This is a genomic window from Flavobacterium amniphilum (assembly GCF_023634845.1).
Lineage (GTDB): Bacteria > Bacteroidota > Bacteroidia > Flavobacteriales > Flavobacteriaceae > Flavobacterium > Flavobacterium amniphilum.
In genome coordinates this window covers 168,819-195,424 of sequence record NZ_JAMLJL010000001.1, presented here as the reverse complement: position 1 = coordinate 195,424, position 26,606 = coordinate 168,819, and the positions used below count along the sequence as shown (strand labels likewise).

The following is a 26,606-nucleotide window of genomic DNA, read 5'->3' as shown; positions in this document are numbered from 1 at the left end:
TTAAAATAATAAAAGGATGCTGCTTCCATCTGGACTAAAACAACCAACTAATGATTAACAGAAAAGTAAACAACGTTCAAGAGGCATTGCACGATATTAAAGATGGTCAGACGATCATGCTGGGAGGTTTCGGCCTTTGTGGAATTCCTGAAAATAGTATCGCCGAATTGGTGGAAAAAAATATAACGGATTTAACCTGTATTTCTAACAATGCAGGAGTTGACGATTTCGGATTAGGATTGTTATTACAAAAACGTCAGATCAAAAAAATGATTTCTTCTTATGTGGGTGAAAACGCCGAATTTGAGCGTCAGATGCTTTCAGGAGAATTGGAAGTTGAATTGACTCCACAGGGAACTTTAGCCGAAAAATGCCGTGCTGCCCAAGCCGGAATTCCTGCTTTTTTTACACCTGCCGGTTTTGGTACCGAAGTAGCCGAAGGAAAAGAAACAAGGGAGTTCAATGGTAAAATGCACGTGATGGAATTAGCTTATAAAGCTGATTTTTCAATCGTAAAAGCATGGAAAGGCGATGAAGCCGGAAACCTGATTTTTAAAGGAACCGCACGTAACTTCAATGCTTGTATGGCCGGAGCTGCAAAAATTACTATTGCTGAAGTGGAAGAGCTTGTACCTGCAGGGACTTTGGATCCCAATCAAATTCATATTCCGGGAATTATGATCAACCGTATTTTTCAGGGAGAGAAATTTGAAAAGAGAATTGAACAACGTACCGTAAGACAAAAAAGTTAATCATGGCATTAGGTAAAGAAGAAATTGCAAAAAGAATAGCTAAAGAAGTAAAAGATGGTTATTATGTAAATTTAGGTATAGGGATACCTACTTTGGTTGCCAATTATGTACGTGAAGATATTTCGGTTGAATTCCAATCGGAAAACGGTGTTTTAGGTATGGGCCCTTTTCCTTTTGAAGGAGAAGAAGATGCTGATGTGATCAATGCCGGAAAGCAAACCATTACAACATTGCCTGGAGCAAGTTTCTTTGATTCAGCTTTCAGTTTTGGAATGATCCGTGCGCAGAAAGTGGATTTAACTATTTTAGGCGCTATGGAAGTTTCTGAAAACGGCGATATTGCTAACTGGAAAATTCCGGGGAAAATGGTTAAAGGAATGGGAGGAGCCATGGATTTAGTAGCTTCTGCAGAAAATATCATTGTTGCCATGATGCACGTGAATAAAGCAGGAGAATCTAAAATCTTAAAAAAATGTACTTTACCACTAACAGGTGTTGGTTGTGTTAAAAAAGTAGTAACTGAATTAGCGGTTCTTGAAATTACGCCAAATGGTTTCAAATTATTGGAAAGAGCACCGGGTGTTTCTGTCGAAGATATTATTAATGCAACCGAGGCAAACCTTATCATTGAAGGGGAAATACCGGAAATGGTATTTTAAATTATAATTTAAAAATCTTTAAAAAGGCCGTGATAATCACGGCCTTTTTTTGTTATGGTATTAACAAATAATATGGTTTTACCATATTTTTATTTCAATATTTTAACATATTTTTGGTTTTAAATGAATAAAACGCGTTTATCATTGAAAAATGTCAAAAAACAACACGTTTTGCTTAGTTTTTGTAATTGTTAAGAATTATGCATAAATATTGATTTTTTGACAAGAAAAACAAATTATTAACCAACCAAAACCAAACAAACTATGAGAAAACAACTACGCGGTTTAGCCTCGCTTACCGCATTGTCGTTGTTTACTTTGTCTTCCTTTGCACAGGAAACAGACAAGAACGTAAACAAAATTGAAAAAAACCAAAACGGAACTCCCGGATTTATTTCTTTCAACGAAGATGCCGGCTACAAAAGTTCAGATTCCCAAACGTTATTCAAAACCCAATTAGGCCTAAGAGGGAATCAGGCCTTCTCAAAAATCAAAACAGATTCAGACAATCTAGGGTTTACCCACGAAAAATTTCAATTATTCCATCAAGGAATTAAAGTAGAATTTGCCAGTTATTCTGTGCATTCTAAAAATGGAAAAGTGAAATCCATGTCGGGTGAATATTACAACATCGGTGACATCGATACAAGAGCTTCCCTTTCTGCAGATGCTGCTTTAAATAAAGCAATTGCACAAATCGGGGCGAAGCAATACATGTGGGATAATTCTGCCGAAGCTTCTAAAATGAATTATTCAAAACCATCTGGAGAATTGGTATTATTACCGGTTGATGGTAATGAGGTTAAATTGGCCTATAAATTTGATATCTACGCAACAGCACCAGTTAGCAGGGGAGATGTTTATGTGGATGCCAAAAACGGACAAATCCTTTTTTACAACGCGACAATCAAACACGTTGGGGAGCATAGCCATGGTAAGCATCTGGATGCCGGAGGAACTTACGTAGATTTGTTCAAGGTACCTTCTATGGTTGTGGCCGCAACAGCAGCTACACGTTACAGCGGTTCACAAACCATCCAAACCTTGTTAAGCGGTTCTTCTTATATCCTGCAGGATAACACAAGAAGTGGCGGAATGCAAACCTATAACATGAAAAAAGGTACTAATTATTCAGCTGCTGTAAATTTTACAGATACAGATAACAACTGGACGGCTGCTGAATTTAATAATACCAATAAAGATAATGCAGCTTTGGATGCACATTGGGGTGCCGAAATGACTTACGACTATTTCAACACGGTACATTCAAGAAACAGCTTCAACAATGCCGGAGCTAAAATCAACAGTTATGTTCACTACAGCAGTAACTATAACAATGCTTACTGGGATGGTTCACGTATGACATATGGTGACGGTAGCGGATCAGGAGGATTCAATGCATTGACTTCTTTAGACGTTGCAGCACACGAAATCGGTCACGCGGTTTGTACCTATACGGCAGATCTTGCTTACCAAAAAGAATCAGGAGCCATGAATGAAGGTTTCTCTGATATCTGGGCAGCTTGTGTAGAATTCTTTGCTGCACCATCGAAACAACCTTGGTTAATCGGTGAAGATATCGAAATGAGATCTGGTCACGCAGCGTTACGTTCCATGAGCAACCCTAATGCTGAAGGCCAACCGGATACTTACGGCGGAACTTACTGGGTGAATCCTAACTGTACACCTACTCAGTCAAACGACTACTGTGGTGTACACACAAACTCAGGTGTATTGAACCACTGGTTCTATATTTTATCTGTAGGTAAATCAGGAACAAACGACATTGGTAATGCATTTAACGTTACAGGTATCACAGTAGATAAAGCGGCTAAAATTGCTTACCGTACTGAAGCAAACTACCTATCGGCAAATTCAACTTTTGCAAATGCAAGAACCTATTCAATCCAATCGGCTACCGAATTATACGGAGCCGGATCTGCTGAAGTAATCGCTACTACAAATGCATGGTATGCTGTAGGTGTAGGTGCTGCTTATTCAGGTGGTGGTACAGATACAACTCCGCCTTCAACACCAACAAGCCTTGCTGCATCCGGAACAACTTCTTCTTCTACGAATTTGACTTGGACAGCTTCAACAGACAATGTTGCGGTTACCGGATATAACATTTACAACGGTTCTACTTTAGTTACGACTGCTACTACTAATTCAGCTACTGTAGCCGGATTAACAGCTTCAACTGCTTACACATTCACAGTAAAAGCAAAAGATGCTGCCGGAAATTTATCAGCTGCAAGTAACGCGGTTAACGTAACTACTTTAGCGGGAGGAACTACTTATTGTAATTCTAAAGGAAACAGTGTGGTTGACGAATACATCGACTACGTGGCGCTTAACGGAATGACTAATACTACAGGTGCTAATGCAGGTTACGGAAACTTCACTGCTTTAGTGGCTAATCTTCCTTATGGTTCAAACACTATCGTTTTCAGTGCCGGATTCACAGGGTCTGCTTATACTGAATACTGGTCAATCTGGATCGATTACAACAAAAACGGTACATTTGAAACATCAGAAAAAGTGGTAGCTGGTTCTTCTTCAAGCAGCGGAAACTTATCATCAACTTTCACCGTACCTACAACTGCTTTGGCAGGTAATACCAGAATGAGGGTTCAAATGAAATATGGTGCTACTTCAACTGCTTGTGAAACTTTTACATATGGTGAAGTTGAAGATTATACGGTTAATATCGGTGCTTCTGCAATTGCTACCGTAGGTGGTGATGCTACTATCGCTGACGAATCAAATGTATTCGACTTCGATATGTATCCAAACCCAACAGAAAACACATTAAGCATCAGAATGTTGGATAACCGCAGTGTTTCTTACCAGATTTTCAATTTAATGGGTCAATCATTAAAAACCGGAAAATTGAGAGGTCAGGAAATCAACGTTTCTGATTTGGCTTCAGGATTATACATCTTGGAAGTTAATGACGGACAAAAAGCGATCACTAAAAAGTTCGCTAAAAAATAGAAAAACTTTAATCAAGAGACCTCACATGAGGTCTCTTTTTTTCTTTAAAACTAAAAAGCATGGAAAACAGGGCATTTAAAAAAATTACTTTCTTAATGAAGATTGGGATGTTAGTTTTGGCTCCTTCATTAAATATGTCTGCTCAGTTTAATTCAGATGCACCCTGGATGGCTGACGCTACAATGAAAGCAAAAGGAAAAGAATTAACCATTGATCAGATGGTAGCTTCTTTTGATGCTTATTGGTCAAATCATGATAAAAATAAAAAAGGATCAGGATACAAACCTTTCATGCGTTGGGAGTATTATTGGAGGAGTAATTCGCATCCAAACGGGACTTTAATCACACCTTCAGAAACATGGGCTGCCTGGAAGAGTAAAAAGAATGCTAAAAAATCTAAAAGAAATACTTTATCTGCTAAAGTAACTAATTGGCAACCTGTTGGACCATTTTCTCATACCATCACCGGATCTTGGTCGGCTGGTCAGGGAAGGGTTAATGTAGTATATGTTGATCCCAATAATGCAAGTGTCATTTATGTTGGTACCCCGGCTGGAGGTATATGGAAATCAACAAACGCAGGAAGCAGCTGGATGCCATTATCCGATGAGTTGCCACAAATTGGTGTCTCAGGAATCGTTACAGATCCCACAAATTCCAATATAATTTATATTGCAACTGGAGATAAAGATGCTGGTGATACTTATTCAATTGGAGTTTTGAAATCAACTGATGGAGGAGCCACATGGAATACCACCGGATTATCATTTGCCAATACATCTACAAGGGCGGCAGATATTTTTATTCATCCTACAAATCCCAGTACCCTATGGGTAGCTACCAGTGCAGGTTTATATAGAACTACTAATGCCGGAGTGGCTTGGACGAATGTTTTGAGCGGTAATATTAAAGATATTAAATTGAAACCGGGTGATCCTAATACAGTATATGCCGTTACTTCATCAGCTTTCTATAAATCAACAGACGCTGGAGCAACATTTTCTGCAGTTACTTCAGGATTACCTGCAAGTTCAGGTAGATTAGCTATTGAAGTTACACCTGCAAATTCAGCATATGTATATGTTTTAAGCGCAACGACTGGAAATGGCTTTCAGGGATTGTACCGTTCCACAAACAGTGGAACATCATTCTCAAAAACTGCCGCAAGCAACGACATTTTTGAATCGACACAGGCGTGGTATGACATGGCTTTGGGTGTTTCAAGAACCAATGCAGAGGTTGTGTTTACAGGATGTCTGAATGTGTGGAAAAGTTCTAATGGAGGAGCTTCATTCACTAAAGTGAATAGCTGGAGCTCACCAACTTCGGCAACTTACACACACGCTGATATTCATTTTCTGAGATATTATGGAGATAAATTATACTGCGGAAGTGATGGCGGTATTTATGTGTCTTCAGATAACGGAACGTCTTTCGCAAGTTTGACAACAGGATTACAAATTGGACAATTTTATAAAATTGCAGTTTCCAAACAATCCTCCGGGAATATGGTTGGTGGATTACAGGACAATGGAGGTTATGCTTACAGTGGTAGTCAATGGAAAAATTATTATGGCGCTGATGGTATGGATACCGGTGTGGATCCTAATAACAGCAGTAAGTATTATGGTTTCATCCAGTCAGGGTCTAATCTATATGTAACAACAAATGGAGGCAACAGTTTGACTTCAACAATTACCGGTCCTGCAACCGGAAACTGGGTAACTCCTTTGGCGATAAACTCAGCCGGAGAAGTCTTTGGAGGGTACACAAAAGTGTACAAATTAAACGGAACTTCATGGACAGGAAGTACGACTACATTCTCTTCCAATGTGGAAAATGTAATCGTTGATCCTTCTAACGATAATGTAATGTATGTATCTGATGCGGCTAACTTATACAAGAGTACAAATAAAGGAACTACTTTTACTCTGATTTATACTTTCCCTACCACAGTTAAGGATATAAAGGTCCATTCTTCAAATAGTACAATTCTGTATGCTGTGACACAGGGAACTTCCGGTCAGGTGTATAAATCAACAGATTCCGGTGCAACTTTTGCCAGTATCAACACTGGATTACCATCAATTGGGAAAAATGTAATTGTACACCAGGGAAATAATTCTTTGAATCCTTTGTATGTAGGAACTTCATTGGGAGTGTATTACAGGGATGACAGTTTATCGGCTTGGGAACCTTTCGATACAAATCTGCCTAATGTTCCGGTAACAGATCTGGAAATTAATTATGTCGATAACAATATTACCGCAGGAACTTACGGAAGGGGAGTTTGGCGGACTTCTATTGATACGGTTGTAGATGCACAGGCACCTACAGCACCAACTAATCTGGCTGCTTCGGGAACAACATCAACATCAACAAATTTAACCTGGACAGCCTCAACAGATAATGTAGGTGTAACCGGATATAATATTTATAATGGCGCAACCTTACTTTCAACATCATCAACTAACAGTGCTGCAGTTTCCGGATTAACATCTTCTACAACGTATTCGTTTTCCGTAAGAGCAAGGGATGCAGCCGGAAATTTATCAGCATCGAGTAATACGGTTGCAGTAACGACATCGCCGGTTACAATTAGCTATTGTGCCTCTAAAGGGAACAGTGTTGCAGATGAGTTTATCGATTATGTTGCCATAGGAGGAATTTCGAATGCAACCGGAGCTAATGCTGGGTATGCTGATTTCACAAACTTAGTGGGGAATGTTCCGTATGGATCAAATACGATTACCTATAGCACCGGTTTTACAGGTTCTGCCTATACTGAATTCTGGGCGGTATGGATTGATTACAATAAAAACGGAACTTTCGAATCTACTGAGCAAGTTGCTTCGGGATCATCCTCAAGCAATGCTAATTTATCAAGTACTTTTACCGTGCCAGCATCAGCCTTGGCAGGTACAACCAGAATGAGGGTTTCGATGAAATACAACGCAGCACCTTCGCCTTGTGAAACCTTCACTTATGGAGAGGTGGAAGATTATACCGTGAATATCGGGGCACCGGCGGCACCGCAAACCATTAATGCGACGGCCATTGCCAATGAAGCTAGTGTTTTTGATTTTGACATGTATCCTAATCCGGTTGAAAGTACCATAAATATCACCATGATTGATGACAGAAGTGTGTCTTATATTATTTATAATCTGAATGGTCAGAGAATTAAAGCAGGTAAACTAAATCAAAAAGATATTAATGTTTCAGATTTAGCCGCCGGATTATACGTTCTGGAGGTTAACGACGGACAAAAGACAATCAGTAAAAAGTTTACTAAAAAATAATCAAATAATTCAAACTATAAAACGAGAGAAGAGGTTGGGCAATCAGCCTCTTTTTTTATTAAAATAAATCATAGCTTTGCAAAATAATTTGGGCGTGTCCTTTTTTTGCCCCTGAAGGGATTCAGGACAAAAAACGGCCGGGCTGTACGCGCTACACGGTAGACTGCTTCCATCCCTCACGCATCTAAACTCATACAAAATGTCCTATCCGAAAGTTATCTTAAAAGCAGGTAAAGAAAAATCAATTCAACGACGCCATCCCTGGGTTTTCAGTGGAGCCGTTTATGGTGTGACACAGGAAATCAACGATGGTGAAATGATCGATGTGGTCGATTCCAATAACAACCATCTGGGTACCGGTTACTTTAGTGATAAAGGAAGTATCGTGGTCCGTATTCTGATGTTTGCCAAAGAAACTTTTTCGGAAACGTTCTGGAAAGAAAAACTGGAATCAGCCTGGGAACTCCGACTGAAATTATTGGATCTGGAAGTTACAAATGCTTTCCGTTTGATCCATGGTGAAGGTGACGGTATTCCGGGTTTGATTATCGATTATTACGATAAGAACTGGGTATTACAGGCACATTCTTCCGGAATTTATTACCAAATCGAAAAAATAGCGGAAGCAATCAAAACCAATTTCCCTGAACATTGTACAACTGTTTACTGCAAAAGCAGCGGTACACTACCTAATACCGGAAAAGACTTTTTCCTTTTCGGTGACACTACTGATACGGTTGCAAAAGAAAACAATATCCTCTTTGCCGTAAACTGGGTGGAAGGTCAAAAAACAGGTTTCTTTTTGGATCAGAGAGATAACCGTAAACTTTTGGGTGAATACGCGAAAGGTAAAAAGGTGTTAAATACATTCTGTTATACCGGAGGTTTTTCTATCTATGCCATGAGTGCCGGTGCCGAATTGGTAACTTCTGTTGATATATCCCAAAAAGCCGTTGATCTGGCCGATAAAAACATGCAGTTGAATTTCCCTGGGTCTAATCATAGTCCGGTTGCTTCAGATGTATTCGAATTCATGAAAGAACATACCCAACAATATGATGTGATTGTTCTGGATCCACCGGCTTTTGCAAAAAGTATCAAAAGCAAGCATACGGCTACCCAAGCATACAAACGTTTGAACATTGCCGGATTAAAAGCATTGGCTCCCAAAGGAATTTTGTTCACATTCTCCTGTTCGCAGGTAATCGATGATGTGTTGTTTTACAATACGGTAGCTGCTGCTGCGATTGAAACTGGAAGAAATATCAGGGTTCTGCACAAATTGTCCCAAGGACCTGATCATCCAACAAATATTTACCACCCGGAAGGACATTACCTGAAAGGATTGGTATTGTATGTTGAATAGTTATCGATTTTGAGATTCATATAAAAATAAACCCCGAAGTTCATCTCCGGGGTTTTCTCTTTTATAAATTATTTTGTAAATCTTATAAGTTGGAAAAGAAATCATTTCCTTTATCATCCGTTATGATGAAAGCCGGGAAATCTTTTACTTCAATCTTACGTACGGCTTCCATTCCTAATTCTTCAAAATCAACCACTTCAACCGATAAGATGTTTTCTTTGGCCAAAATTGCAGCAGGACCACCAATCGATCCTAAATAGAATCCTCCGTATTTGTTACACGCATTCATCACATCTTTACTGCGGTTTCCTTTGGCAAGCATAATCATGCTTCCGCCTGCCGCCTGGAATTCGTCAACGTAAACATCCATACGTCCAGCCGTTGTTGGACCAAAACTTCCAGAAGCCATTCCATCCGGAGTCTTTGCCGGACCTGCGTAATATACAGGATGATTCTTGAAATACTCTGGCATCGGTTTTCCGGCATCGAGTAATTCTTTGATTTTTGCATGTGCAATGTCACGGGCTACAATTAAAGTTCCGTTAAGTTTTAAACGGGTTTTGATTGGGTATTTTGAAAGCTCGGCCAATACTTCCTGCATCGGACGGTTCAGATTAACTTCGACAGCCGGTTCTAAATGCGGGGCTGTTTCCGGTAAATATTGCTTCGGATTGGTTTCCAGTTGCTCTAAGAAAATACCGTCTTGGGTAATTTTTCCTTTGATGTTTCTGTCTGCAGAACACGATACTCCCATTCCAACCGGACAGGACGCAGCATGACGTGGCAAACGGATCACACGTACATCGTGTGTTAAGTATTTACCGCCAAATTGTGCTCCAATCTGGCTCTCCTGGCAAATTTGCTGAACTCTTGCTTCCCATTCCAAATCACGGAAGGCCTGACCCGACATGTTTCCGGAAGTAGGCAAATTATTGAAATATCCTGCCGATGCTTTTTTAACTGCCGCTAAGTTTGCTTCTGCTGATGTACCTCCGATAACGATGGCCAAGTGGTATGGTGGACACGCAGCCGTACCTAAATCCATGATTTTTTCACGGATGAATTCTTCCATCGATTTATCATTCAGTAATGATTTTGTTTTTTGGTATAAGAAGGTTTTATTCGCCGATCCACCACCTTTGGTCAAAAATAAAAACTCATACGATGATCCTTTTTTGGCATAAATATCAATTTGCGCCGGAAGGTTCGAACCTGAATTTTTCTCCTCAAACATTGAGATGGGAACAATTTGTGAATAGCGTAGGTTTTTGTTCTGGAACGTATTGAAAATTCCTTTTGATAACCATTCACCGTCATCTGCACCGGTGTATACACTTTCTCCTTTTTTAGCCATGACAATAGCCGTTCCGGTATCCTGGCATGAAGGTAATTCACCGTCAACGGCAACCGCTGCATTCTGTAATAAGTTGTACGCAACAAAACGGTCATTATCGGTAGCTTCCGGATCGTCAATAATATTTTTCAGTTTTTGTAAATGCGCCGAACGCAACATGAAAGAAACATCATTCATGGCTTCCTGAGCCAATAATTCCAACCCCTTGGGATCTACTGTTAAAATTTCACGGTCACCCAACTGCTCAACTTTTACATAATCAGAGGTTAATTTCTTGTATTGTGTATCATCCTTTAAAATAGGATAAGGGTCTTGGTATATAAAGTCCATGGAGTTATTTTTTGTTGCGTAAAGATACTAATTATTACTAAAAAAGCCGATTGGAAATCGGCTTTAAGAATTTTATGGCTTTGGTGTTGTCACCAGTTTTTTTACTAAATCGGATTGACCGTAAAGCATTTTTTCCAATAAAGGTTTTAAGTTGTCCGGGAATATGGCCCAAGGGTTTGTTCCTAAATACAACTCTTTTAATGCTACGAGATTGATCATTTCTTCAGGAAGTGACTTCAATTGGTTTTCGTCAAGATCAACGACTTTTAATTGAACCAGGTTACCTATAGAATTCGGTATTTTACGGATCAGGTTTTTCTCTACATTGAGTGTCTGTAAATTGGCAAGGTTACCAATCTCATTCGGAAGTACACTAATCCTGTTTTGGTTAACCGATAATGAAGTCAGGTTTGTTAAAGCTCCTACTTCAGCCGGAAGGATCTCAATCCGGTTGCCTCCTGCATTCAACACTTTTAAAGATCGGCAGTTTTCAAATCCGGGGAAAATAGCTTTGATGGTATTCGTCGAAAAGTTCAACTCGGTTAAATTAACCAATCCAGCCATTTCTGCCGGTAACTCATCAATTTTATTATTGCTTAGATCAAGTTTTTTCAATCGGGTCAACTTGGCAATTGAAGTCGAAACATATTCCATTTTATTACGGCTCAATTCCAGTTTTTCAAGTGTGATCAGCTTACAGATTTCGATTGGGAATCTCTGGATCTGATTGTTATTCAGATACAATTCTTTCAGCTTTACCAGTTTACTGATTTCAATCGGCAATGAAACAATCTGATTGTTTCTAAGGTACAATTTCTCAACATTGACAAACCTTCCAATTTCCGGCGGTATTTTGGTAAGTTGCTTATTGGAAAGATCTAAAATTTTTACTTTCTGCGGATTCTCAGCATTGATATCACTCTCGATTACTTCATCTTGCGCAAAAGAAATAACCGGCATCAGAAAAAACAGGGCCAGTAAGGCTAAAGTAGATTTTTTCATATTCATAAATTTGGGCGGGATAAAATTAGCAAATTTGTTCATAACCAGTCCAAAAAAATGGTTTTTTCAGATTAATTTATTGTAAATATGAATAACCTCTTACAAGATTAAAAAAACCAGCTGGCTACCATAATGGCCGTGATAACACAAATCAAATCAACCAGTAACATCATGCCTAAAGTATAACGGGTATTTTTAATATTTACCGAACCAAAATATACGGCAATCACATAGAAGGTGGTTTCGGCACTGCATTGAAAAATACAAGCTAAACGTCCCGTGAAGGAATCCGGACCGAAATTACGCATCGCATCAATCATGAATCCTCTCGAACCTCCCGAGCTGAACGGTCGTAACATGGCTACCGGCAACGAATCAGTGATTTGTTTACTCACCCCGATATTCGAGAAAATAAAGGAAATCCCGTTGCTGATAATTTCGAATAAACCACTGTTGCGGAAGAAAGAAATGGCAACTAACATTCCCATCACATAAGGAAATATCTTGACCCCGGTATTCAACCCGTTTTTGGCGCCGTCAACAAATGTATCGAAGATGGTTGTGCCTTTCTCACTGAACTTTTTCTCATGCTTAAAAGCAAAAATCAAAGTGATGGCAATAATGGAAATCAACATCAATCCGGAAAGGTTCCCGGTGAAATAGTTCTTACCGATTAAATCCAACCGGTTAATATAAAACAACAATCCGGCAATCGCCGCAATAATGGTTGTAATAGCAACAATTAAAGAAGCGCTCTTGAAATTAATACGTTGTTTGATACCCACCAATATAAAAGCGGCTATTGTTCCCACAAATGAAGTAATAATACAAGGTAGCATCACATCGGCCGGGTTGGATGCATTTTCTGCAGCACGGTAACCAATGATGGATGTCGGAATCAAGGTCAATCCCGCAGCATGCAAACACATGAACATAATCTGGGCATCGCTGGCTTTGTCTTTTTCGGGATTGATTTCCTGTAAACTTTCCATGGCTTTTAAACCAAAAGGGGTTGCCGCCGAATCCAATCCAAGGAAATTAGCCGCAAAATTCAGCGTCATATACGATATCGATTCATGGTTTTTTGGAACAGTAGGGAAGACTTTGGCAAAAACCGGACTTAACTTTGAAGCTAATTTTTCCGAAGCTCCCGATATAATCAGCAATTCCATTAACCCACAGAAGAAGGCTAAGTAAGCAATCAAAGGAATAATTAAATCAATTAAACTGTTTTTACAGGTGGGTAATAATCCATCCGATTTTTGTACACCGCTAAAAACTTTTACAGTTTGGTTTTTGTATACATAGGTAGTATCGGCATTAATGGTGTCACGGTTGACCACCATGGTCATGTCCGGCGCTTTTTCAATGCTGTCGGCAATAAATTTTGGTACCTGGTTTAAATATTTCTCCGAAACTAAGATGGGTTCGTCTTTCTTTCCGTTCAATACATAATCAATCGAATAACTGTTTCCGGTAAATAAACTTACCACCACAAATAGAATAGATGAAATAAAAATTACGAGCCAAAATCTGCTTAAAACCATAAAGTGTATTTTTTGTAAAGATATTTAATTTTTTATACGCAATGTGTTTTCGGATTAGAATGCCTTACACATGAATAATTTCATCTTCAATCAACAAATCTTCTCTTCTTAACCGAAGTAAAATCTGGGCCACGGCAATCACGTCTTTCTCACAATAAGTCACGATTCGGTCGATGTCATTATCCACATAAAATACACGGGCCACTTCACTGCCGTCAATATCATCTTTAGGCGACTGGATGCCTAACACATTGGTCAGTAATTTTAGGGATGTGTAATGCTTGAAATCTCCAAACTTCCATAATTCCAAAGTATCCAGATGGGGCACTTCCCAAGGTTTCTTTCCAAATAAATTCAATTTTTGCGGAATTTGGATGTTGTGTATAATCATTCTCCGCGCAATAAACGGAAAGTCAAATTCTTTGGCATTATGACCACACAAAACATGTTGCGCCAAACTGAAATGATTATTGAGTAAGTTCGAGAAGTCTTTGAGTATTTTGATTTCGTCTCCAAAGAAGGAAGTAACCCTGAAATGCCTGATGTCTCCTTTTAAGGTAAAGTAACCTACAGAGATGCAGATGATTTTTCCAAACTCGGCCCAAATTCCCGCACGGTCATAAAATTCTTCTGACGTAAAATCGTCCTTACGCTGGTATCTGGTTTTAAGATCGAACAGTTCTTTTTTGGTTTCATCCAGATCGGTGAAGTTCTCAAATTCAGGAACGGTTTCTATGTCGAGAAAAAGAATGTTGTCGAGCTGTATTTTGTCAAGCATAACAATGGCATTTTGGCGTTTATGTTACGAATGTAAAGAATTGTAGGGATATCTTGTAATCTGCCCTGAAAAAATTAAAACAAACTTTGCTGCTGGGACGGACTCTCATGCTCCAACAACCATTTTTTCCGCCACAAACCGCCGGCGTAACCGGTTAACGATCCGTCACTTCCGATAACTCTGTGGCACGGCACTACAATCCATAACGGGTTTTTACCATTGGCCGAAGCCACGGCACGGATGGCTTTCACATCGCCTAACTTTTTGGATAAATCAAGATATGACATTGTTTTTCCAAAAGGTATGTTAAGCAACTCCTGCCATACTTTTTGCTGGAACTCGGTGCCCTGCGGATTGAGCTTAAAAGTGAATTCGGTTCTTTTTCCTTCAAAATATTCCTGAAGTTGGGTAATGGCTTCTTGTAAAACAACCGGAACTTTTTTGGTTGCTGTACCTTCTGATAAAACAGATATTACAGCAATGCCGTTCTCGTCTCCTTCAATTTTTGTAATGCCCAACGGCGAGGGTATAAAAGCAGTTTCCATTGCATAAAAGTAAGGATTTAAAACAAAAAAAGCCATCCGGGGATGACTTGATTCTTATGCTATTTTGAAAAGCTGAGCATGTAGGCTTCCAATGCTTTTAATTCTTCTTCGGGAAGGTTGCGCGTAATGGCAAAATTGGTTTTCATCGTCGCATACTGACTCGGATCTACAATTGGCTCACTTTTCTCTTTCAGGAATTCAGCAATGCTTCCGCCTTTTTCCTTGTAGATTTTGGCAATGTCTTTTATCGCCGGACCAACGGTTTTAACCTCTGGTTTATGGCAGGAATAACAAACACCCTTACCTTCAAAAATTTCCTTTCCTAATGCAACAGGTGTCTGAACGGTTTCCTGTTCGGCCGGATACAATGATTCTTTTTTTTCTTCTTTCCCACACGAAAAAAGAGTAAATGCAGCAACTGCAAGGACAATATATTTCATTATTTTTTATTCAGTAAAATGGCTGCCTCTTTGGCAAAATAAGTCGAAATTAAACTGGCTCCGGCACGTTTGATGCACATCAGCTGTTCCATCATGATCTTGTCATGGTCCAGCCATCCTCTTTCGGCAGCAGCTTTGATCATGGCATATTCACCTGATACATGGAAAACGGTTACCGGCACGTCAACGGCATTCTTTACCTCACGTACGATGTCTAAATAGGCAATTCCGGGTTTTACCATCACCATATCAGCGCCTTCTTCCACATCCCATAATGCTTCTTTTACGGCTTCAATACGGTTGGCATAATCCATCTGGTAGGTTTTCTTGTCTTTCGGAACCACTACATCGGCTTCTCTCGGAGCGCTGTCCAATGCATCCCTGAACGGCCCGTAAAAAGCTGAAGCATACTTGGCCGAATAACTCATAATCCCCACATTGTGGAAACCTGCAGCATCCAGTCCCTGACGCAAACGCAATACACGCCCGTCCATCATATCACTCGGCGCCACAAAATCGGCTCCGGCCTGTGCATGGGAAACGGCCATTTTTACTAAGGCTTCGTTGGTGGCATCATTGGCTACGTCTCCGTTTTCAATGATTCCGTCGTGTCCGTAAATCGAATAAGGATCCAAAGCTACATCGGGCATGACAATCATCTCAGGACAGGCAGACTTAATGGCGCGGATGGCATTTTGCATCAACCCCTCCGGATTCCAGGCTTCTTTTCCCGTATTGTCTTTTAAATTGTCGCTAACTTTTACATAGATATTAACGGCCCTGATGCCCAAAGCGTAAAGTTCTTTTACTTCTGCTACGGTTAAATCAAGTGTTCTGCGGTAAATCCCTGGCATTGAAGGAACTTCAATCTGGTTGTTTTCTCCTTCCATGATAAACATGGGAAACATGAAATCGGTCGGACTTAAACTGGTTTCGCGGACTAAACTTCTGATCGATTCGTTCACGCGCAATCTTCTGCCTCTGTGTATTGGAAACATATTCTGATATTCAAATGTTGGGCTGTAAAGGTACTCATTTTGCATTAAATTCTTTAACCTGTAAATGATGGGAGTATGTTAATTATATCTTATTTTTGCAGCATGAAAAAAATGGTTTTAATAAGTGTTTTCTTTCTGCTCACGGGCTGCTTTGAGATTACCGAAAAAATTAAGCATAACAAGGATCAATCGGGGGATTACAGTCTTGTAATCGATTTTTCAGATTCATGGCTTAAGATGAAATCGGCCATCATGCTGGAGGAAGTCGACGGGGTTGCCATTCCGAATGAGGAGGAAATCAAATCGAAATTAAACCGGTTCCGTACCGAAGCGTCTAAAATCAAAGGGATTTCCAATGTTTCTACCTCACATGATTTCAGTAACTATATCTTCAAAATCAATTTTTCATACGCTTCAATAGAGGCACTCAACAAGGTCCTGAATACAATTGATAAAAAGAACAATCTGGTTCATTTTAAAGAAACGGACGGAAAGTTTGAACGCATGGCTTCCTATCCGTTACCTAAAAACCTGACGAAAAATGAAGACAGAAAGGAAGATTTGACGAAAGCGAGCATCACGGCAGTTTATACTTTTGACAAAGAGGTGGCTGCTGCCCAGAACCCGAATACGAAACTGTCTAAATCTAAGAAAACGGTGTTTTTAAAACAAAATATATGGAGTGTTTTAAATAACAATAAACTCATGAATAACTCCATAAGCTTTATCCCTTAATACATTATGAAAAAGTATTTTTACTTGCTTTTGATGCTTCCGGTATTGACTTTCGGTCAGGTGAAGAAGCAAAATTATGACTATTTTGTCCAGTTCAACACGCAACGGTTTGCCCAAAAAGTAAACATTGACAGCCTGCTTAACCACAAAGCTGTCAAGATGATTACCGGTGAGGAAGCCAAAACTAAACTGAGTGAATTTGCCTCTTTTATCGATAAATCGAAAGCCGTTACACTGCATGGGAATTTTACCGATACAATCCCGTATTACCAAATCAACATGCCGTTGCTGGATGTGAAAGGATTAAATGGTTTCATCCAGAAGAAAGTGGATGAGTCAAATGAAGCCAAAAATGATTCTATTCCGGCTACGATTAAAATCTATCCGAAATACAGGGTTTACTCGCCTAAAAATGCAGATTATACAATGGCGTGGAACGATAATAATCTGGTGGTTTATAAACTTTTGGAACCAAATTACAACTCTTTCAGGGAGATTAGCTTTGATTCTGCTGCAGTTGCTGTCGATACTGCCATGGTTGTTGTTGATACTGCTGCTTATGAAGTGGTAGAAGAATTGAAGGAAAAACAAATCGGGGATCCTGAAGAATTTGACGTAGCACCCCCGGCAGTTGTTGAGGACGATGCTGTTGTCGATACCGTTGTAGCAGATTCGATATATAATGAAGAATACTACAAAAAACTGGACGAAGAGTATGAAAGGGAAAAACAACTGAAACGTATCGAAGATCAGGTGAAACAGGAAGCCCAATTGGCAACAATGTTCGAAAACGGATTTGTGGCACCAACTTCCGATAAGGTGAAAACCGATTCTGATATTTCAATTTGGTTTAATTTCCAATCGGTATTCGATAAAATAAACTCCTTTAAATACATGTTGCATAGCATGCCAACAGTTCCAATCTATAAATCAGTATACACCATCGAAGGGATGTACGCCGATTTTTATTTCGAAGACCAAAAAGCCCGTATCGAATACTCAGCCGAATACTCGGAACCAATGGCTAAAATTGCCCGTAAAATAATCAACAGAAAACCGAATAAGGATATCTTTAAATTTTTCCCGAAGGAGGAACCGCTGGCGTATATGTCTTACCACTTTGATACCGGAGAAATGCTTAAAAACTATCCTTTATTGATGGAGCAATCGTTTTCACAGCTTCCTCTCGACAGTCAGGATGTTGAGATCATAAATGATTTCTTTACGACTGTCATTGATGAAAAAGAAACGGCAAAATTACTGGATGGCGACATCTCAATGTTCCTTCACAATATCAAAACTTACGATGAAACCATTACCACAACATCGTATAATGAAGAATATGAAGAAGTGGAAGAGGAGAAAGTGGTTAAAAAAACAAAACCGGTTTTCTCATTCGTAATTACATCAACGCATCCTACAATGGCCGATAAATTGCTGAAGCTGGGGTTGAGAAAAAACCTTCTGCAAAAGGAAAACGAGTACTATTTTGTTAAAAAATCAGCTGAGTTTGGCGGACTTTTCATCAGGAAGGAAGGCGATGCCATTATATTCACAAACGGATTGGATTACCTGAAAGATAACGGCAAATCTGACTTTTCAAAAAAGGTTAAAAAGCAACTGTCTAAAAACTATATGTACGGAAACTTTGACATGAGAAACTTTATCAAGAGTTATTTCCTGAACCAGGATCTGGGTACCGATACGGCAAAATACATCCAGCTAAGCAACCGCTTTAAAAACATTGAGTTTAAAGCTTCTAATAAATTGGAAAACAATAAAACGAAAATGCTATTGGAACTGAACTCGAATCTATCGGATAAAAACATCATCCTGCAAACACTGGATTTGTTTACTCTTCTGAAATAACAGCAGGTTTACAATATGATATATCAAACAAGGCCCGATTGTATATCGGGCCTTGTTTCGTTTAATAAGGTGATATCCTGTATACTCTTGTGCTGTTCTGTGTAAATGACAGAGATATAGCGTAGTTATAGCGTGTTTATAGCGTATATATGTCGTATTTAAGTAATGTACAAACCTTGTTTTAGAGTAATAACACTGATAGGTTATCCGTTTCCCGCTGTACTCTTGCTTGAGGGAACCTTTCATCAGGGCTTTATGGTATAGAGTATTTGAAAAGAAACAGCCCCAATTTGGGGCTGCTTATTATTTTTAAATCCACTCAACCGGATTTGCAAGTATGTTCAGTAACTTTTCTTCTTGACTTCCGGCTTCGGGATGATGGTCATATACCCATTGTACATGTGGTGGTAAACTCATCAGTATCGATTCGATTCTTCCGTTGGTCTTCAACCCGAACAAGGTTCCTTTATCGTGAACCAAATTGAATTCAACATAACGGCCGCGTCTTATTTCCTGCCAGATTCTGTTGGCTTCGGTATAAGGCAAATCTTTTCTTCTTTCGACAATTGGTAAATAAGCTGTTAGGAAACTGTTGCCCACCTCAGTTACAAAATCATACCAGTTATCCATGGTCATGTCTTCCGTTGCCTGGCAATGGTCAAAAAATAATCCGCCAATACCTCTTGCTTCATCGCGGTGTGCATTCCAGAAGTACTCATCACACTGTTTTTTGAACTTTGGATAAAACTCAGGACTGTGTTTGTCACAGGCTGTTTTACAAGTCTCATGGAAATGTTTTGCATCTTCTTCAAAAAGGTAATACGGGGTCAAATCCTGTCCGCCGCCAAACCATGAATTGATAACTTTTCTGTCACTTGCCCCGGGCGGAGTCGAGGGGTCGTACATTTCAAAGTAACGCCAGTTGGCATGTACTGTCGGAACCATCGGGTTTTTAGGATGAATGACCAGGCTTAATCCGCAGGCAAAGAAATCAACTTCCCCCACATTAAAGTAGGTCTGCATCGCTTTGGGTAATGCACCGTGCACTGCCGAAATATTAACACCGCCTTTTTCAATAACAGCCCCGTTTTCAATCACACGGGTTCTTCCACCGCCGCCTTCGGGACGTTCCCATAAATCCTGACGGAACTTTGCTTGGCCGTCTATATCTTCCAGGCCTTTGCAAATTTGGTCCTGAAGGATTTGTATGTATTGATAAAACTTATTTTTCATTTTTACTGCCTAATTTATAGACGATCATTATTCCTCCACGGTAAGGTAACCATTCACCGCTTTTGTTGTAATTGCGTGCATGTTCATAGGCTTCGCCGGTACTTAACAGATACCCTTTGTAAAATCCTTGCTGGGAACCTCCGCCCAAGAAAGCATCTAAGGAAAAACGGTCGTTTATTTTTACCTGATAGCCTACTGTGCCACCATACATGACGCTGTATCCTTCCTGATAAAAATCAGTATTTATATAATTCCATTTTTGGAATTTATACTTTGAACCGCCAATGTGCAACCCGAAGTATAATCCATCCATCGATTTCCTGGTATAGTATCTCAATTCAGGAAAAACCATATACACTTCCTGTGGACCGCCATTAATGGATTTCCAAAGTGAAGCAAATGCGTCAACCTGGAAAGTGGTCTTTTTACCTAAAGTGAATTCGGCTCCAATCTGAGGGAAACCAAGTAAGGCAGATACATTACCCTTTACGGCAGTCTGACTCTGCACAAAAGAATAACTCAATATTAAGACAAAAAGGAAACCGAGCTTTCTCATTTAGTTGTTGTATTCTTTAACGGCTTCGATAAAAGCTTTGGCATGATCCACCGGAATATTAGGTAAAATTCCGTGGCCAAGGTTAACGATGTATTTGTCTTTCCCGAATTCGTCAATCATTTCGTGAACCATTTTTTTAATGGTTGGAATAGGGGATAATAAACGGGAAGGGTCAAAATTACCCTGTAATGTTATGTTTCCGCCTGTTAAATAGCGCGCATTTCTGGCTGAACAGGTCCAGTCAACTCCTAATGCCGAAGCTTTTGATTTTGACATTTCGTTCAAAGCAAACCAACATCCTTTACCAAATACAATCACTTCGGTATCTTCAGCCAAAGCATCCACTATCTGGTTGATGTATTTCCAAGAGAATTCCTGATAATCAGCCGGGGAAAGCATTCCGCCCCAAGAATCAAAAATCTGAACGGCATTCACTCCTGATTTTACTTTTTCTTTTAAGTATAAAATGGTTGTATCTGTAATTTTCTGCAATAAAGTATGGGCAGCAACCGGATTGGAAAAACAAAATCCTTTTGCCGTATCAAAGCTTTTGGAACCTTTGCCTTCTACCGCATAACAGAAGATGGTCCACGGTGAACCTGCAAAACCAATTAATGGTACTTCATCATTCAACATTTCCTTGGTCAGTTTGATCGCATCCATTACATATCCTAAACTCTCTTCGATATTAGGGATGAATACTTTTTCAACCTGTTCTGTCGTACGGATTGGATCTGGTATAATCGGACCAAGATTGTCTTTTAATTCTACATGGATTCCCATGGCTCTTGGTACTACCAGGATATCAGAGAAAAGGATTGCAGCATCCGGCTTCACAATACGGATGGGCTGTACCGTGATTTCGGCAGCCAGTTCCGGAGTTTCACAACGGGTGAAGAAATCATATTTGTCACGCAGTGCCCTGAATTCAGGTAAATATCTTCCTGCCTGACGCATCATCCATACCGGCGGACGTTCAACAGTTTCTCCTTTTAAAGCTCGTAGAAATAGGTCGTTTTTTATCATTTTTTTATACTTTAAGCTTGCCTTGTAGGACTTAAGCTATTTTAATCAATTTGTTTTGTTCGTGTCCTGAATGTTTAATGTTTGGGATTAAAATAATTTATGGCTTGGATAATCGTATTCTCAACCGTCGGCTGATTGGCGATTACAATATTTTTATATCCCAAATCTGCTGCTGCACTGGCAGTGGTTTCCCCTATACAGAAAGCAGTTTCCTTGTCTATTTTGTTTTTTTGGGTGTAGCTTTCAACGGCAGACGGACTGAAAAACAATATACCATCCGCTTTGGAATCTATTTTTTTTGGTGTCAGTACCGTTTCGTATACCTGAATTTCATTCAATGCAATTCCGGCTTCGGTTAAAATATCCGGCAGCGTATCTCTTCTTAAATTACCGCTAAAAAAAGTGTATTGGTTATCGGAATAAACTAATGCTATAATTTGGGCCAGGTCCTCAGCATAACCGGCATAAGCTTCAACTTTGAAGCCGTTGTCCTCTAATAAAGCTTTGGTTTTGATGCCTACACAAAAAACGGTTTTCGATTTTATTTTTTCAGCTTCCGGATGTTCCAAAAGAGCCTTTACAGCATTTTGGCTTGTAAAGATCAAAGCGTCATTAACTTTTTTTAAATCAAAATCTATTGTCTCGGTTTGGATAAAATCGGCTTCAACAACCAAAAAGTCAGCATTCAGTAAAAACTGTATCTGATTGCTCAAAAGGGATTTGGTAGATAATATACGGATATCCTGTCTGGCCATTATTACTTTTTTAGACTTTGTTTGATGGAAGCCATTAGTTCGGTTCCACCGTTATCCAGTATTTCCTTTGCGCAGTTGAATCCTAATTTTTTCCACTCGGAAATATCAAAAGTACGGTCAATTTCAATTTTTTGCTGTCCGTCAATCGAGAATAAAACCCCTTGAAATTGAATGGAATCGTCGTTTTCATTGTATCTTGCCAATGAGCCTATCGGTGCTGTACAGCCTCCTTCTAAAGTCCGTAAGAACTGACGTTCGATATAAGTACAAATTTCGGTTTCGATATGATTCAGTTGACTTAAGGCATCCAATGCATATTCATCATTTTCCATGGCAACCACCATCATTGCGCCTTGTGCCGGAGCAGGAATCATCCAGTCTAAATCGATATAAGTTTCGGGTTTTAAATTGATGCGTTCTAATCCTGCGGCAGCAAAAACAGCTCCGTTCCAGTCATTGTCCTGTAATTTTTGCATGCGGGTATTTACGTTTCCGCGCAAGTCAACTACCGTATGGTTTGGGTATTTGTTCAGCCATTGTGCCTGACGGCGAAGACTTCCGGTTGCAATGGTTCCTCCTTTTTCAAGGAACTCAAGGTTTCCTTTGTGGACTAAAATATCAACAGTGTTTGCTCTTTCCAATACTGCTGCCTGAACAATTCCCTTAGGTAGTGCCGTTGGTACATCTTTCATGGAGTGTACTGCTATGTCCACCTGTCCTGATATCATGGCGACATCCAGTGTTTTAGTGAATATTCCGGTGATGCCCAATTCATATAAAGGCTTGTCAAGAATGATGTCACCTTGTGATTTTACGGCAATGATTTCAGTTTTGTAACCTAAATCGTTAAGTTGTTTTTCAACCGTATGAGCTTGCCATAAAGCTAATTCACTGTCACGGGTTCCAATCCGGATGGTTGTATTGTTTGAATTGTTTTTAGCCACGTATTTTTGAATGTTATGGGTTCGGTTTGAATTAACAACCGACTCTACTTTTACAATTGAAATATTTTTTGAATCCATTCCACGCTTTCATCAACCGTAGTGTTTTCATCTTTCAAATGATTTGCAAAATGATTGGTTATTTTCTGTATAATCCTGTTACTGATGATTTCAGCCTGGGCCTCATCAAAATTATCCATTTTTTTCTTCTGGTAAGTTAACTCAACTTCTTTAATAGCATTCAGTTTTGCTTTTAAAGCATGAATGGTTGGGGCATATTTTCTGCCTTTTGACCAGGTTAAAAATTCTTCCCTGATTTCTTCAATGATGGCTTCGGCAGCCGGAACTTGTTTTTTACGGTTTTCAAGGGTTTCATCTGTAATTTGCGACAAATGATCCATGTGTACCAAAGAAACACCTTCTACATCCAACACATTCTCATTGACATTTTTCGGAATGGATAAATCCAGAATCAATAATGGCTTTTTCAGGTTTAAAATCGCTTTGTCAACCGTTGGGTTTTGGGCACCGGTTGCGACAACCAGAACATCTGCCTTTTGGATTTCAACTTGTAGATCAGTATAATCCTTGACAATCAAATCCAGTTTTTTTGCCAGTTTTTCAGCTTTATCCTTGGTTCGGTTGATTAGGGTAATTTGATCATGCTTGGTATGTTTAACCAGGTTTTCACAAGTATTTCTCCCGATTTTCCCTGTACCGAAAAGTAAAATATTCTTGTCCGAAATATCCGGAACGGTTTTAAAAATATATTGTACCGAAGCAAAAGAAACCGAAGTGGCGCCTGATGAAATCTCAGTTTCGTTCTTTACTCTTTTGCTGGCTTGTATAACTGCATTGACCAAACGCTCAATATATGCATTGATTAATCCATGCTTTTTTGAAATAACAAAAGCATTCTTGATTTGGGAAATGATTTCGAAGTCTCCTAAAATCTGACTGTCCAAGCCAGTTCCCACACGAAACAAATGGGTAATTGCTTCTTTGCTTTTATAAACGTAAGCTACTTTTTGAAAATCGTCCACAGTTCCCTGACTGTTGTCACACAGTAACTTGATTAACTGGTAGGGGTGTTGTGCAAAACCGTAAATCTCGGTTCTGTTACACGTTGAAGTTACAATTAAACTTTCTATGCCTTCATTCTTGGCCTGCATCAATAAGGTTTCCTTAGCCTGTTCATCCAAGCTGAATTTTCCCCTAATCTCTGCATCAGCCTTCAAATAACTTAATCCTATAGCGTAAAAAGTAGTGGTTTTGGCTTCCAAATTGTTTGTCATTCCCTAAAATCAATTGATTTGACAAAATTAGGAGGTATGCTTTTATAAAAATAACGCTAAAAGTTCTTTTTGTGTCGCTAAACGTTTTTTTGTTCCCAAAAAAGTTTTTAAACGTTATTTCTTTTATTTTTGCAGTAAAATAAGCACTTAACAAAATAATTATATAGAATCATTCTAAATAAAGAACTTCTTCTGTTTTTGTTCTGGCTTTAAAAAAGTATCGCTATGAGTACCCGGGAAACTTCTAATTTATCAGAAGAAATAAAAATCGATGATGAGTTTATTTTAATTCGTTTTCAGAATGATACTGCCGAAAATCTAACGTACAAGCGCCAGGTTAAGACAGGATTGATTCAATTTCATTTTGGATTAAAAGGCAAAGCCAAATTTATTTTCAATCAGGGAAATTATACTTTAGACCTGATGGAAGAAAAGTCATTGCTGTTTTATAACCCCGAAAAAGAACTGCCTTTGGATGTTATTCTTGAGCCTAAATCCTGGGTGATTTCCATCTTGATTTCCATTAAAAAATTTCATGGTCTTTTTACTGCCGATGCTGACCATATTCCGTTTTTGAGTGAACAAAATAAAGACCGGAAATATTATGGAGAAGAAAACATTACACCATCAATGGCAATTGTATTGAACCAGATGTTTCATTACAGTCTGAACCCTTCCATCAAAAATTTATACTACAAAGGAAAGGGTTATGAGCTATTGAGTTTGTTTTTTAATAAGAACGAAGACCCAAATGCTGAACAATGTCCTTTTTTAATTGATGAAGAAAATGTGCAAAGAATCAAAAAGGCAAAAGAAATTATCATAGCCAACATGGCCGAGCCACCGGGATTGGAAGAACTGGCACATCAGGTAGGCTTAAATCTCAAGAAATTAAAGGCCGGTTTCAAACAGATTTACGGAGATACGGTTTATGGGTTTCTGTTTGATTATAAAATGGAATATGCCCGAAATCTTCTGGATTCAGGATCTTATAATGTAAATGAAGTCGGACTTAAAATCGGTTACAGTACCGCGAGTCACTTTATTGCGGCTTTCAAGAAGAAATACAACACAACACCAAAAAAATATTTATTAGAAAAAAGTTTATAATGAAAGGAGTTTTATTAGTCAATCTAGGTTCGCCGGAAAGTCCGGACCCAAAAGATGTAAAGCCATATTTAGATGAATTTTTAATGGACAAATACGTGATCGATGTTCCGTATTTATTGAGGGCTTTTTTGGTTAGGGGACTTATTCTGAGAAAGCGTCCGGAAGAATCGGCTCATGCTTACGGAAAAATCTGGACAAAAGAGGGTTCCCCGCTTGTAGTGATTTCTAAAAATGTACACAAAAAAGTACAGGAAAGAGTGGAAGTTCCGGTAGCATTGGCTATGCGATACGGTTCAATGACCATTCAAAAAGGGTTGCAGGAATTGAAAGATAAAGGAGTTACAGAGGTCTTGTTATTACCGATGTATCCACAGTATGCCATGGCGTCGACCAAAACGATTCTTGTTTTAGCAGAAGAACTCCGTAAAAAGCATTTCCCGGAAATGAAGATTACGGTGATCAATTCGTTTTATAATAAAAAAGATTATATCCAAAATCTGGCTGATTCGATTAAAAGACATCTGGAAGGATTCGAATACGATCATCTTTTATTCTCTTACCACGGAATTCCGGAGCGCCACATCCGTAAAACCGATGTTACGAAATCACATTGTAAAATTGACAAAAGCTGTTGTGTGACTGCTTCGCCTTCCCATGAATTTTGTTACCGCCACCAATGTTTTGAAACTACACGTCAGGTTGTGGAAATTTTAAATATCCCGAAAGATAAATACAGTGAAACATTTCAGTCAAGACTGGCGGGAGATAAATGGCTTGAGCCTTATACGGATATTGAAATCAACAACATGCCTAAAAAAGGGATTAAAAACTTAGCAGTTGTAACTCCTGCATTTGTAGCCGATTGTCTTGAAACCCTTGAAGAAATTGCCATGCGTGCCAACGAAGATTTTGTGGAACACGGTGGTGAAAAATTTAAAGCGATTCCTTGTTTGAACGACGATGAGGCCTGGATGGATACTTTGGCTAACTGGATAAAAGATTGGGCTAAAAACTAA

22 protein-coding genes are annotated in these 26,606 nt (G+C 39.2%); 9 read left to right on the top strand and 13 right to left on the bottom strand.

Annotation, left to right across the window (positions count from 1 at the left end):
• Nucleotides 1-50 precede the first annotated feature (50 nt).
• From NAT51_RS00840 to NAT51_RS00820, 5 genes are all read left to right on the top strand, one after another.
• Nucleotides 51-752, top strand: a complete 702-nt coding sequence (locus NAT51_RS00840) for a CoA transferase subunit A (RefSeq protein ID WP_250594116.1) — start codon at nt 51-53, stop codon at nt 750-752.
• 2 nt (nt 753-754) lie between these two features.
• Nucleotides 755-1,411: a CoA transferase subunit B gene (locus tag NAT51_RS00835; RefSeq protein ID WP_250594114.1), complete on the top strand. Its 657-nt coding sequence runs from the start codon at nt 755-757 to the stop codon at nt 1,409-1,411.
• Nucleotides 1,412-1,675: 264 nt separating this feature from the next.
• Entirely contained in the window at nt 1,676-4,408 is a 2,733-nt protein-coding gene (locus tag NAT51_RS00830) for a M4 family metallopeptidase (RefSeq protein WP_250594112.1), read from the top strand.
• Between the two features lie 59 nt (nt 4,409-4,467).
• On the top strand, nt 4,468-7,710 hold the full coding sequence (locus tag NAT51_RS00825; protein ID WP_250594110.1) for a GEVED domain-containing protein: 3,243 nt from the start codon (nt 4,468-4,470) through the stop codon (nt 7,708-7,710).
• A 199-nt stretch (nt 7,711-7,909) separates the two neighbouring features.
• Nucleotides 7,910-9,076: a class I SAM-dependent rRNA methyltransferase gene (locus NAT51_RS00820; RefSeq protein WP_250594108.1), complete on the top strand. Its 1,167-nt coding sequence runs from the start codon at nt 7,910-7,912 to the stop codon at nt 9,074-9,076.
• An 82-nt stretch (nt 9,077-9,158) separates the two neighbouring features.
• Here the strand turns inward: NAT51_RS00820 and NAT51_RS00815 are convergent, their stop codons facing one another.
• The 7 genes from NAT51_RS00815 to hemB form a co-directional block, all read right to left on the bottom strand.
• Nucleotides 9,159-10,760, bottom strand: coding sequence for a fumarate hydratase (locus tag NAT51_RS00815; protein ID WP_250594106.1), 1,602 nt, complete (start codon nt 10,758-10,760; stop codon nt 9,159-9,161).
• Nucleotides 10,761-10,832: 72 nt separating this feature from the next.
• Nucleotides 10,833-11,762: a leucine-rich repeat domain-containing protein gene (locus tag NAT51_RS00810; protein WP_250594104.1), complete on the bottom strand. Its 930-nt coding sequence runs from the start codon at nt 11,760-11,762 to the stop codon at nt 10,833-10,835.
• Between the two features lie 107 nt (nt 11,763-11,869).
• Nucleotides 11,870-13,309 carry a nucleoside recognition domain-containing protein gene (locus tag NAT51_RS00805; protein WP_250594103.1) on the bottom strand — a complete coding sequence of 480 codons (1,440 nt, stop codon included), beginning with the start codon at nt 13,307-13,309 and terminating at the stop codon, nt 11,870-11,872.
• Between the two features lie 64 nt (nt 13,310-13,373).
• The gene (locus NAT51_RS00800) at nt 13,374-14,087 is read right to left on the bottom strand and encodes a 3'-5' exonuclease (protein ID WP_250594101.1); all 714 of its coding nucleotides are present in this window, start codon (nt 14,085-14,087) and stop codon (nt 13,374-13,376) included.
• Between the two features lie 74 nt (nt 14,088-14,161).
• Nucleotides 14,162-14,632 (bottom strand): methylated-DNA--[protein]-cysteine S-methyltransferase, encoded by a 471-nt coding sequence (locus tag NAT51_RS00795; protein ID WP_250594487.1) that lies wholly within the window; start codon nt 14,630-14,632, stop codon nt 14,162-14,164.
• Nucleotides 14,633-14,691: 59 nt separating this feature from the next.
• Entirely contained in the window at nt 14,692-15,072 is a 381-nt protein-coding gene (locus NAT51_RS00790; RefSeq protein WP_250594099.1) for a c-type cytochrome, read from the bottom strand.
• Nucleotides 15,072-16,070 (bottom strand): porphobilinogen synthase, encoded by a 999-nt coding sequence (gene hemB / locus NAT51_RS00785; protein ID WP_250594097.1) that lies wholly within the window; start codon nt 16,068-16,070, stop codon nt 15,072-15,074. The genes NAT51_RS00790 and hemB overlap by 1 nt, the downstream gene beginning before the upstream one ends.
• A gap of 111 nt (nt 16,071-16,181) precedes the next feature.
• On the opposite strand from hemB, the gene NAT51_RS00780 reads away from it, so the two are divergent.
• Both NAT51_RS00780 and NAT51_RS00775 read left to right on the top strand, forming a co-directional pair.
• Entirely contained in the window at nt 16,182-16,805 is a 624-nt protein-coding gene (locus NAT51_RS00780) for a hypothetical protein (RefSeq protein WP_250594095.1), read from the top strand.
• Between the two features lie 6 nt (nt 16,806-16,811).
• Nucleotides 16,812-18,674: a hypothetical protein gene (locus NAT51_RS00775; RefSeq protein WP_250594093.1), complete on the top strand. Its 1,863-nt coding sequence runs from the start codon at nt 16,812-16,814 to the stop codon at nt 18,672-18,674.
• Nucleotides 18,675-18,983: 309 nt separating this feature from the next.
• Here NAT51_RS00775 and hemF read toward each other — a convergent pair whose 3' ends face one another.
• The 6 genes from hemF to hemA form a co-directional block, all read right to left on the bottom strand.
• Complete coding sequence (hemF, locus tag NAT51_RS00770) at nt 18,984-19,907, bottom strand: oxygen-dependent coproporphyrinogen oxidase (RefSeq protein WP_250594091.1); 924 nt, start codon at nt 19,905-19,907, stop codon at nt 18,984-18,986.
• Nucleotides 19,897-20,463: a DUF3575 domain-containing protein gene (locus NAT51_RS00765; protein WP_250594089.1), complete on the bottom strand. Its 567-nt coding sequence runs from the start codon at nt 20,461-20,463 to the stop codon at nt 19,897-19,899. Before NAT51_RS00765 ends, hemF begins: the two co-directional genes overlap by 11 nt.
• Nucleotides 20,464-21,489, bottom strand: coding sequence for a uroporphyrinogen decarboxylase (gene hemE / locus NAT51_RS00760; protein ID WP_250594087.1), 1,026 nt, complete (start codon nt 21,487-21,489; stop codon nt 20,464-20,466).
• A 74-nt stretch (nt 21,490-21,563) separates the two neighbouring features.
• Nucleotides 21,564-22,244 carry a uroporphyrinogen-III synthase gene (locus tag NAT51_RS00755; protein ID WP_250594085.1) on the bottom strand — a complete coding sequence of 227 codons (681 nt, stop codon included), beginning with the start codon at nt 22,242-22,244 and terminating at the stop codon, nt 21,564-21,566.
• A 2-nt stretch (nt 22,245-22,246) separates the two neighbouring features.
• Nucleotides 22,247-23,266 carry a hydroxymethylbilane synthase gene (gene hemC, locus NAT51_RS00750; RefSeq protein ID WP_250594083.1) on the bottom strand — a complete coding sequence of 340 codons (1,020 nt, stop codon included), beginning with the start codon at nt 23,264-23,266 and terminating at the stop codon, nt 22,247-22,249.
• Nucleotides 23,239-24,480, bottom strand: coding sequence for a glutamyl-tRNA reductase (hemA, locus tag NAT51_RS00745; protein ID WP_250594081.1), 1,242 nt, complete (start codon nt 24,478-24,480; stop codon nt 23,239-23,241). The genes hemC and hemA overlap by 28 nt, the downstream gene beginning before the upstream one ends.
• Before the next feature lie 225 nt (nt 24,481-24,705).
• Here hemA and NAT51_RS00740 point away from each other — a divergent pair, with 225 nt between their 5' ends.
• Nucleotides 24,706-25,590: an AraC family transcriptional regulator gene (locus tag NAT51_RS00740; protein ID WP_250594079.1), complete on the top strand. Its 885-nt coding sequence runs from the start codon at nt 24,706-24,708 to the stop codon at nt 25,588-25,590.
• Nucleotides 25,590-26,606: a ferrochelatase gene (gene hemH / locus NAT51_RS00735; RefSeq protein WP_250594077.1), complete on the top strand. Its 1,017-nt coding sequence runs from the start codon at nt 25,590-25,592 to the stop codon at nt 26,604-26,606. The genes NAT51_RS00740 and hemH overlap by 1 nt, the downstream gene beginning before the upstream one ends.

Coding starts and splice junctions, on each gene's coding strand:
- NAT51_RS00780 (WP_250594095.1), top strand. CDS start 16,182: ATGGTTTTAATAAGTGTTTTCTTTCTGCTCACGGGCTGCTTTGAGATT.
- NAT51_RS00765 (WP_250594089.1), bottom strand. CDS start 20,463: ATGAGAAAGCTCGGTTTCCTTTTTGTCTTAATATTGAGTTATTCTTTT.
- NAT51_RS00825 (WP_250594110.1), top strand. CDS start 4,468: ATGGAAAACAGGGCATTTAAAAAAATTACTTTCTTAATGAAGATTGGG.
- NAT51_RS00810 (WP_250594104.1), bottom strand. CDS start 11,762: ATGAAAAAATCTACTTTAGCCTTACTGGCCCTGTTTTTTCTGATGCCG.
- NAT51_RS00800 (WP_250594101.1), bottom strand. CDS start 14,087: ATGCTTGACAAAATACAGCTCGACAACATTCTTTTTCTCGACATAGAA.
- hemE (WP_250594087.1), bottom strand. CDS start 21,489: ATGATAAAAAACGACCTATTTCTACGAGCTTTAAAAGGAGAAACTGTT.
- NAT51_RS00820 (WP_250594108.1), top strand. CDS start 7,910: ATGTCCTATCCGAAAGTTATCTTAAAAGCAGGTAAAGAAAAATCAATT.
- hemC (WP_250594083.1), bottom strand. CDS start 23,266: ATGGATTCAAAAAATATTTCAATTGTAAAAGTAGAGTCGGTTGTTAAT.
- NAT51_RS00840 (WP_250594116.1), top strand. CDS start 51: ATGATTAACAGAAAAGTAAACAACGTTCAAGAGGCATTGCACGATATT.
- NAT51_RS00740 (WP_250594079.1), top strand. CDS start 24,706: ATGAGTACCCGGGAAACTTCTAATTTATCAGAAGAAATAAAAATCGAT.
- hemB (WP_250594097.1), bottom strand. CDS start 16,070: ATGTTTCCAATACACAGAGGCAGAAGATTGCGCGTGAACGAATCGATC.
- NAT51_RS00795 (WP_250594487.1), bottom strand. CDS start 14,632: ATGGAAACTGCTTTTATACCCTCGCCGTTGGGCATTACAAAAATTGAA.
- hemH (WP_250594077.1), top strand. CDS start 25,590: ATGAAAGGAGTTTTATTAGTCAATCTAGGTTCGCCGGAAAGTCCGGAC.
- hemF (WP_250594091.1), bottom strand. CDS start 19,907: ATGAAAAATAAGTTTTATCAATACATACAAATCCTTCAGGACCAAATT.
- NAT51_RS00755 (WP_250594085.1), bottom strand. CDS start 22,244: ATGGCCAGACAGGATATCCGTATATTATCTACCAAATCCCTTTTGAGC.
- NAT51_RS00830 (WP_250594112.1), top strand. CDS start 1,676: ATGAGAAAACAACTACGCGGTTTAGCCTCGCTTACCGCATTGTCGTTG.
- NAT51_RS00835 (WP_250594114.1), top strand. CDS start 755: ATGGCATTAGGTAAAGAAGAAATTGCAAAAAGAATAGCTAAAGAAGTA.
- NAT51_RS00815 (WP_250594106.1), bottom strand. CDS start 10,760: ATGGACTTTATATACCAAGACCCTTATCCTATTTTAAAGGATGATACA.
- NAT51_RS00775 (WP_250594093.1), top strand. CDS start 16,812: ATGAAAAAGTATTTTTACTTGCTTTTGATGCTTCCGGTATTGACTTTC.
- hemA (WP_250594081.1), bottom strand. CDS start 24,480: ATGACAAACAATTTGGAAGCCAAAACCACTACTTTTTACGCTATAGGA.
- NAT51_RS00790 (WP_250594099.1), bottom strand. CDS start 15,072: ATGAAATATATTGTCCTTGCAGTTGCTGCATTTACTCTTTTTTCGTGT.
- NAT51_RS00805 (WP_250594103.1), bottom strand. CDS start 13,309: ATGGTTTTAAGCAGATTTTGGCTCGTAATTTTTATTTCATCTATTCTA.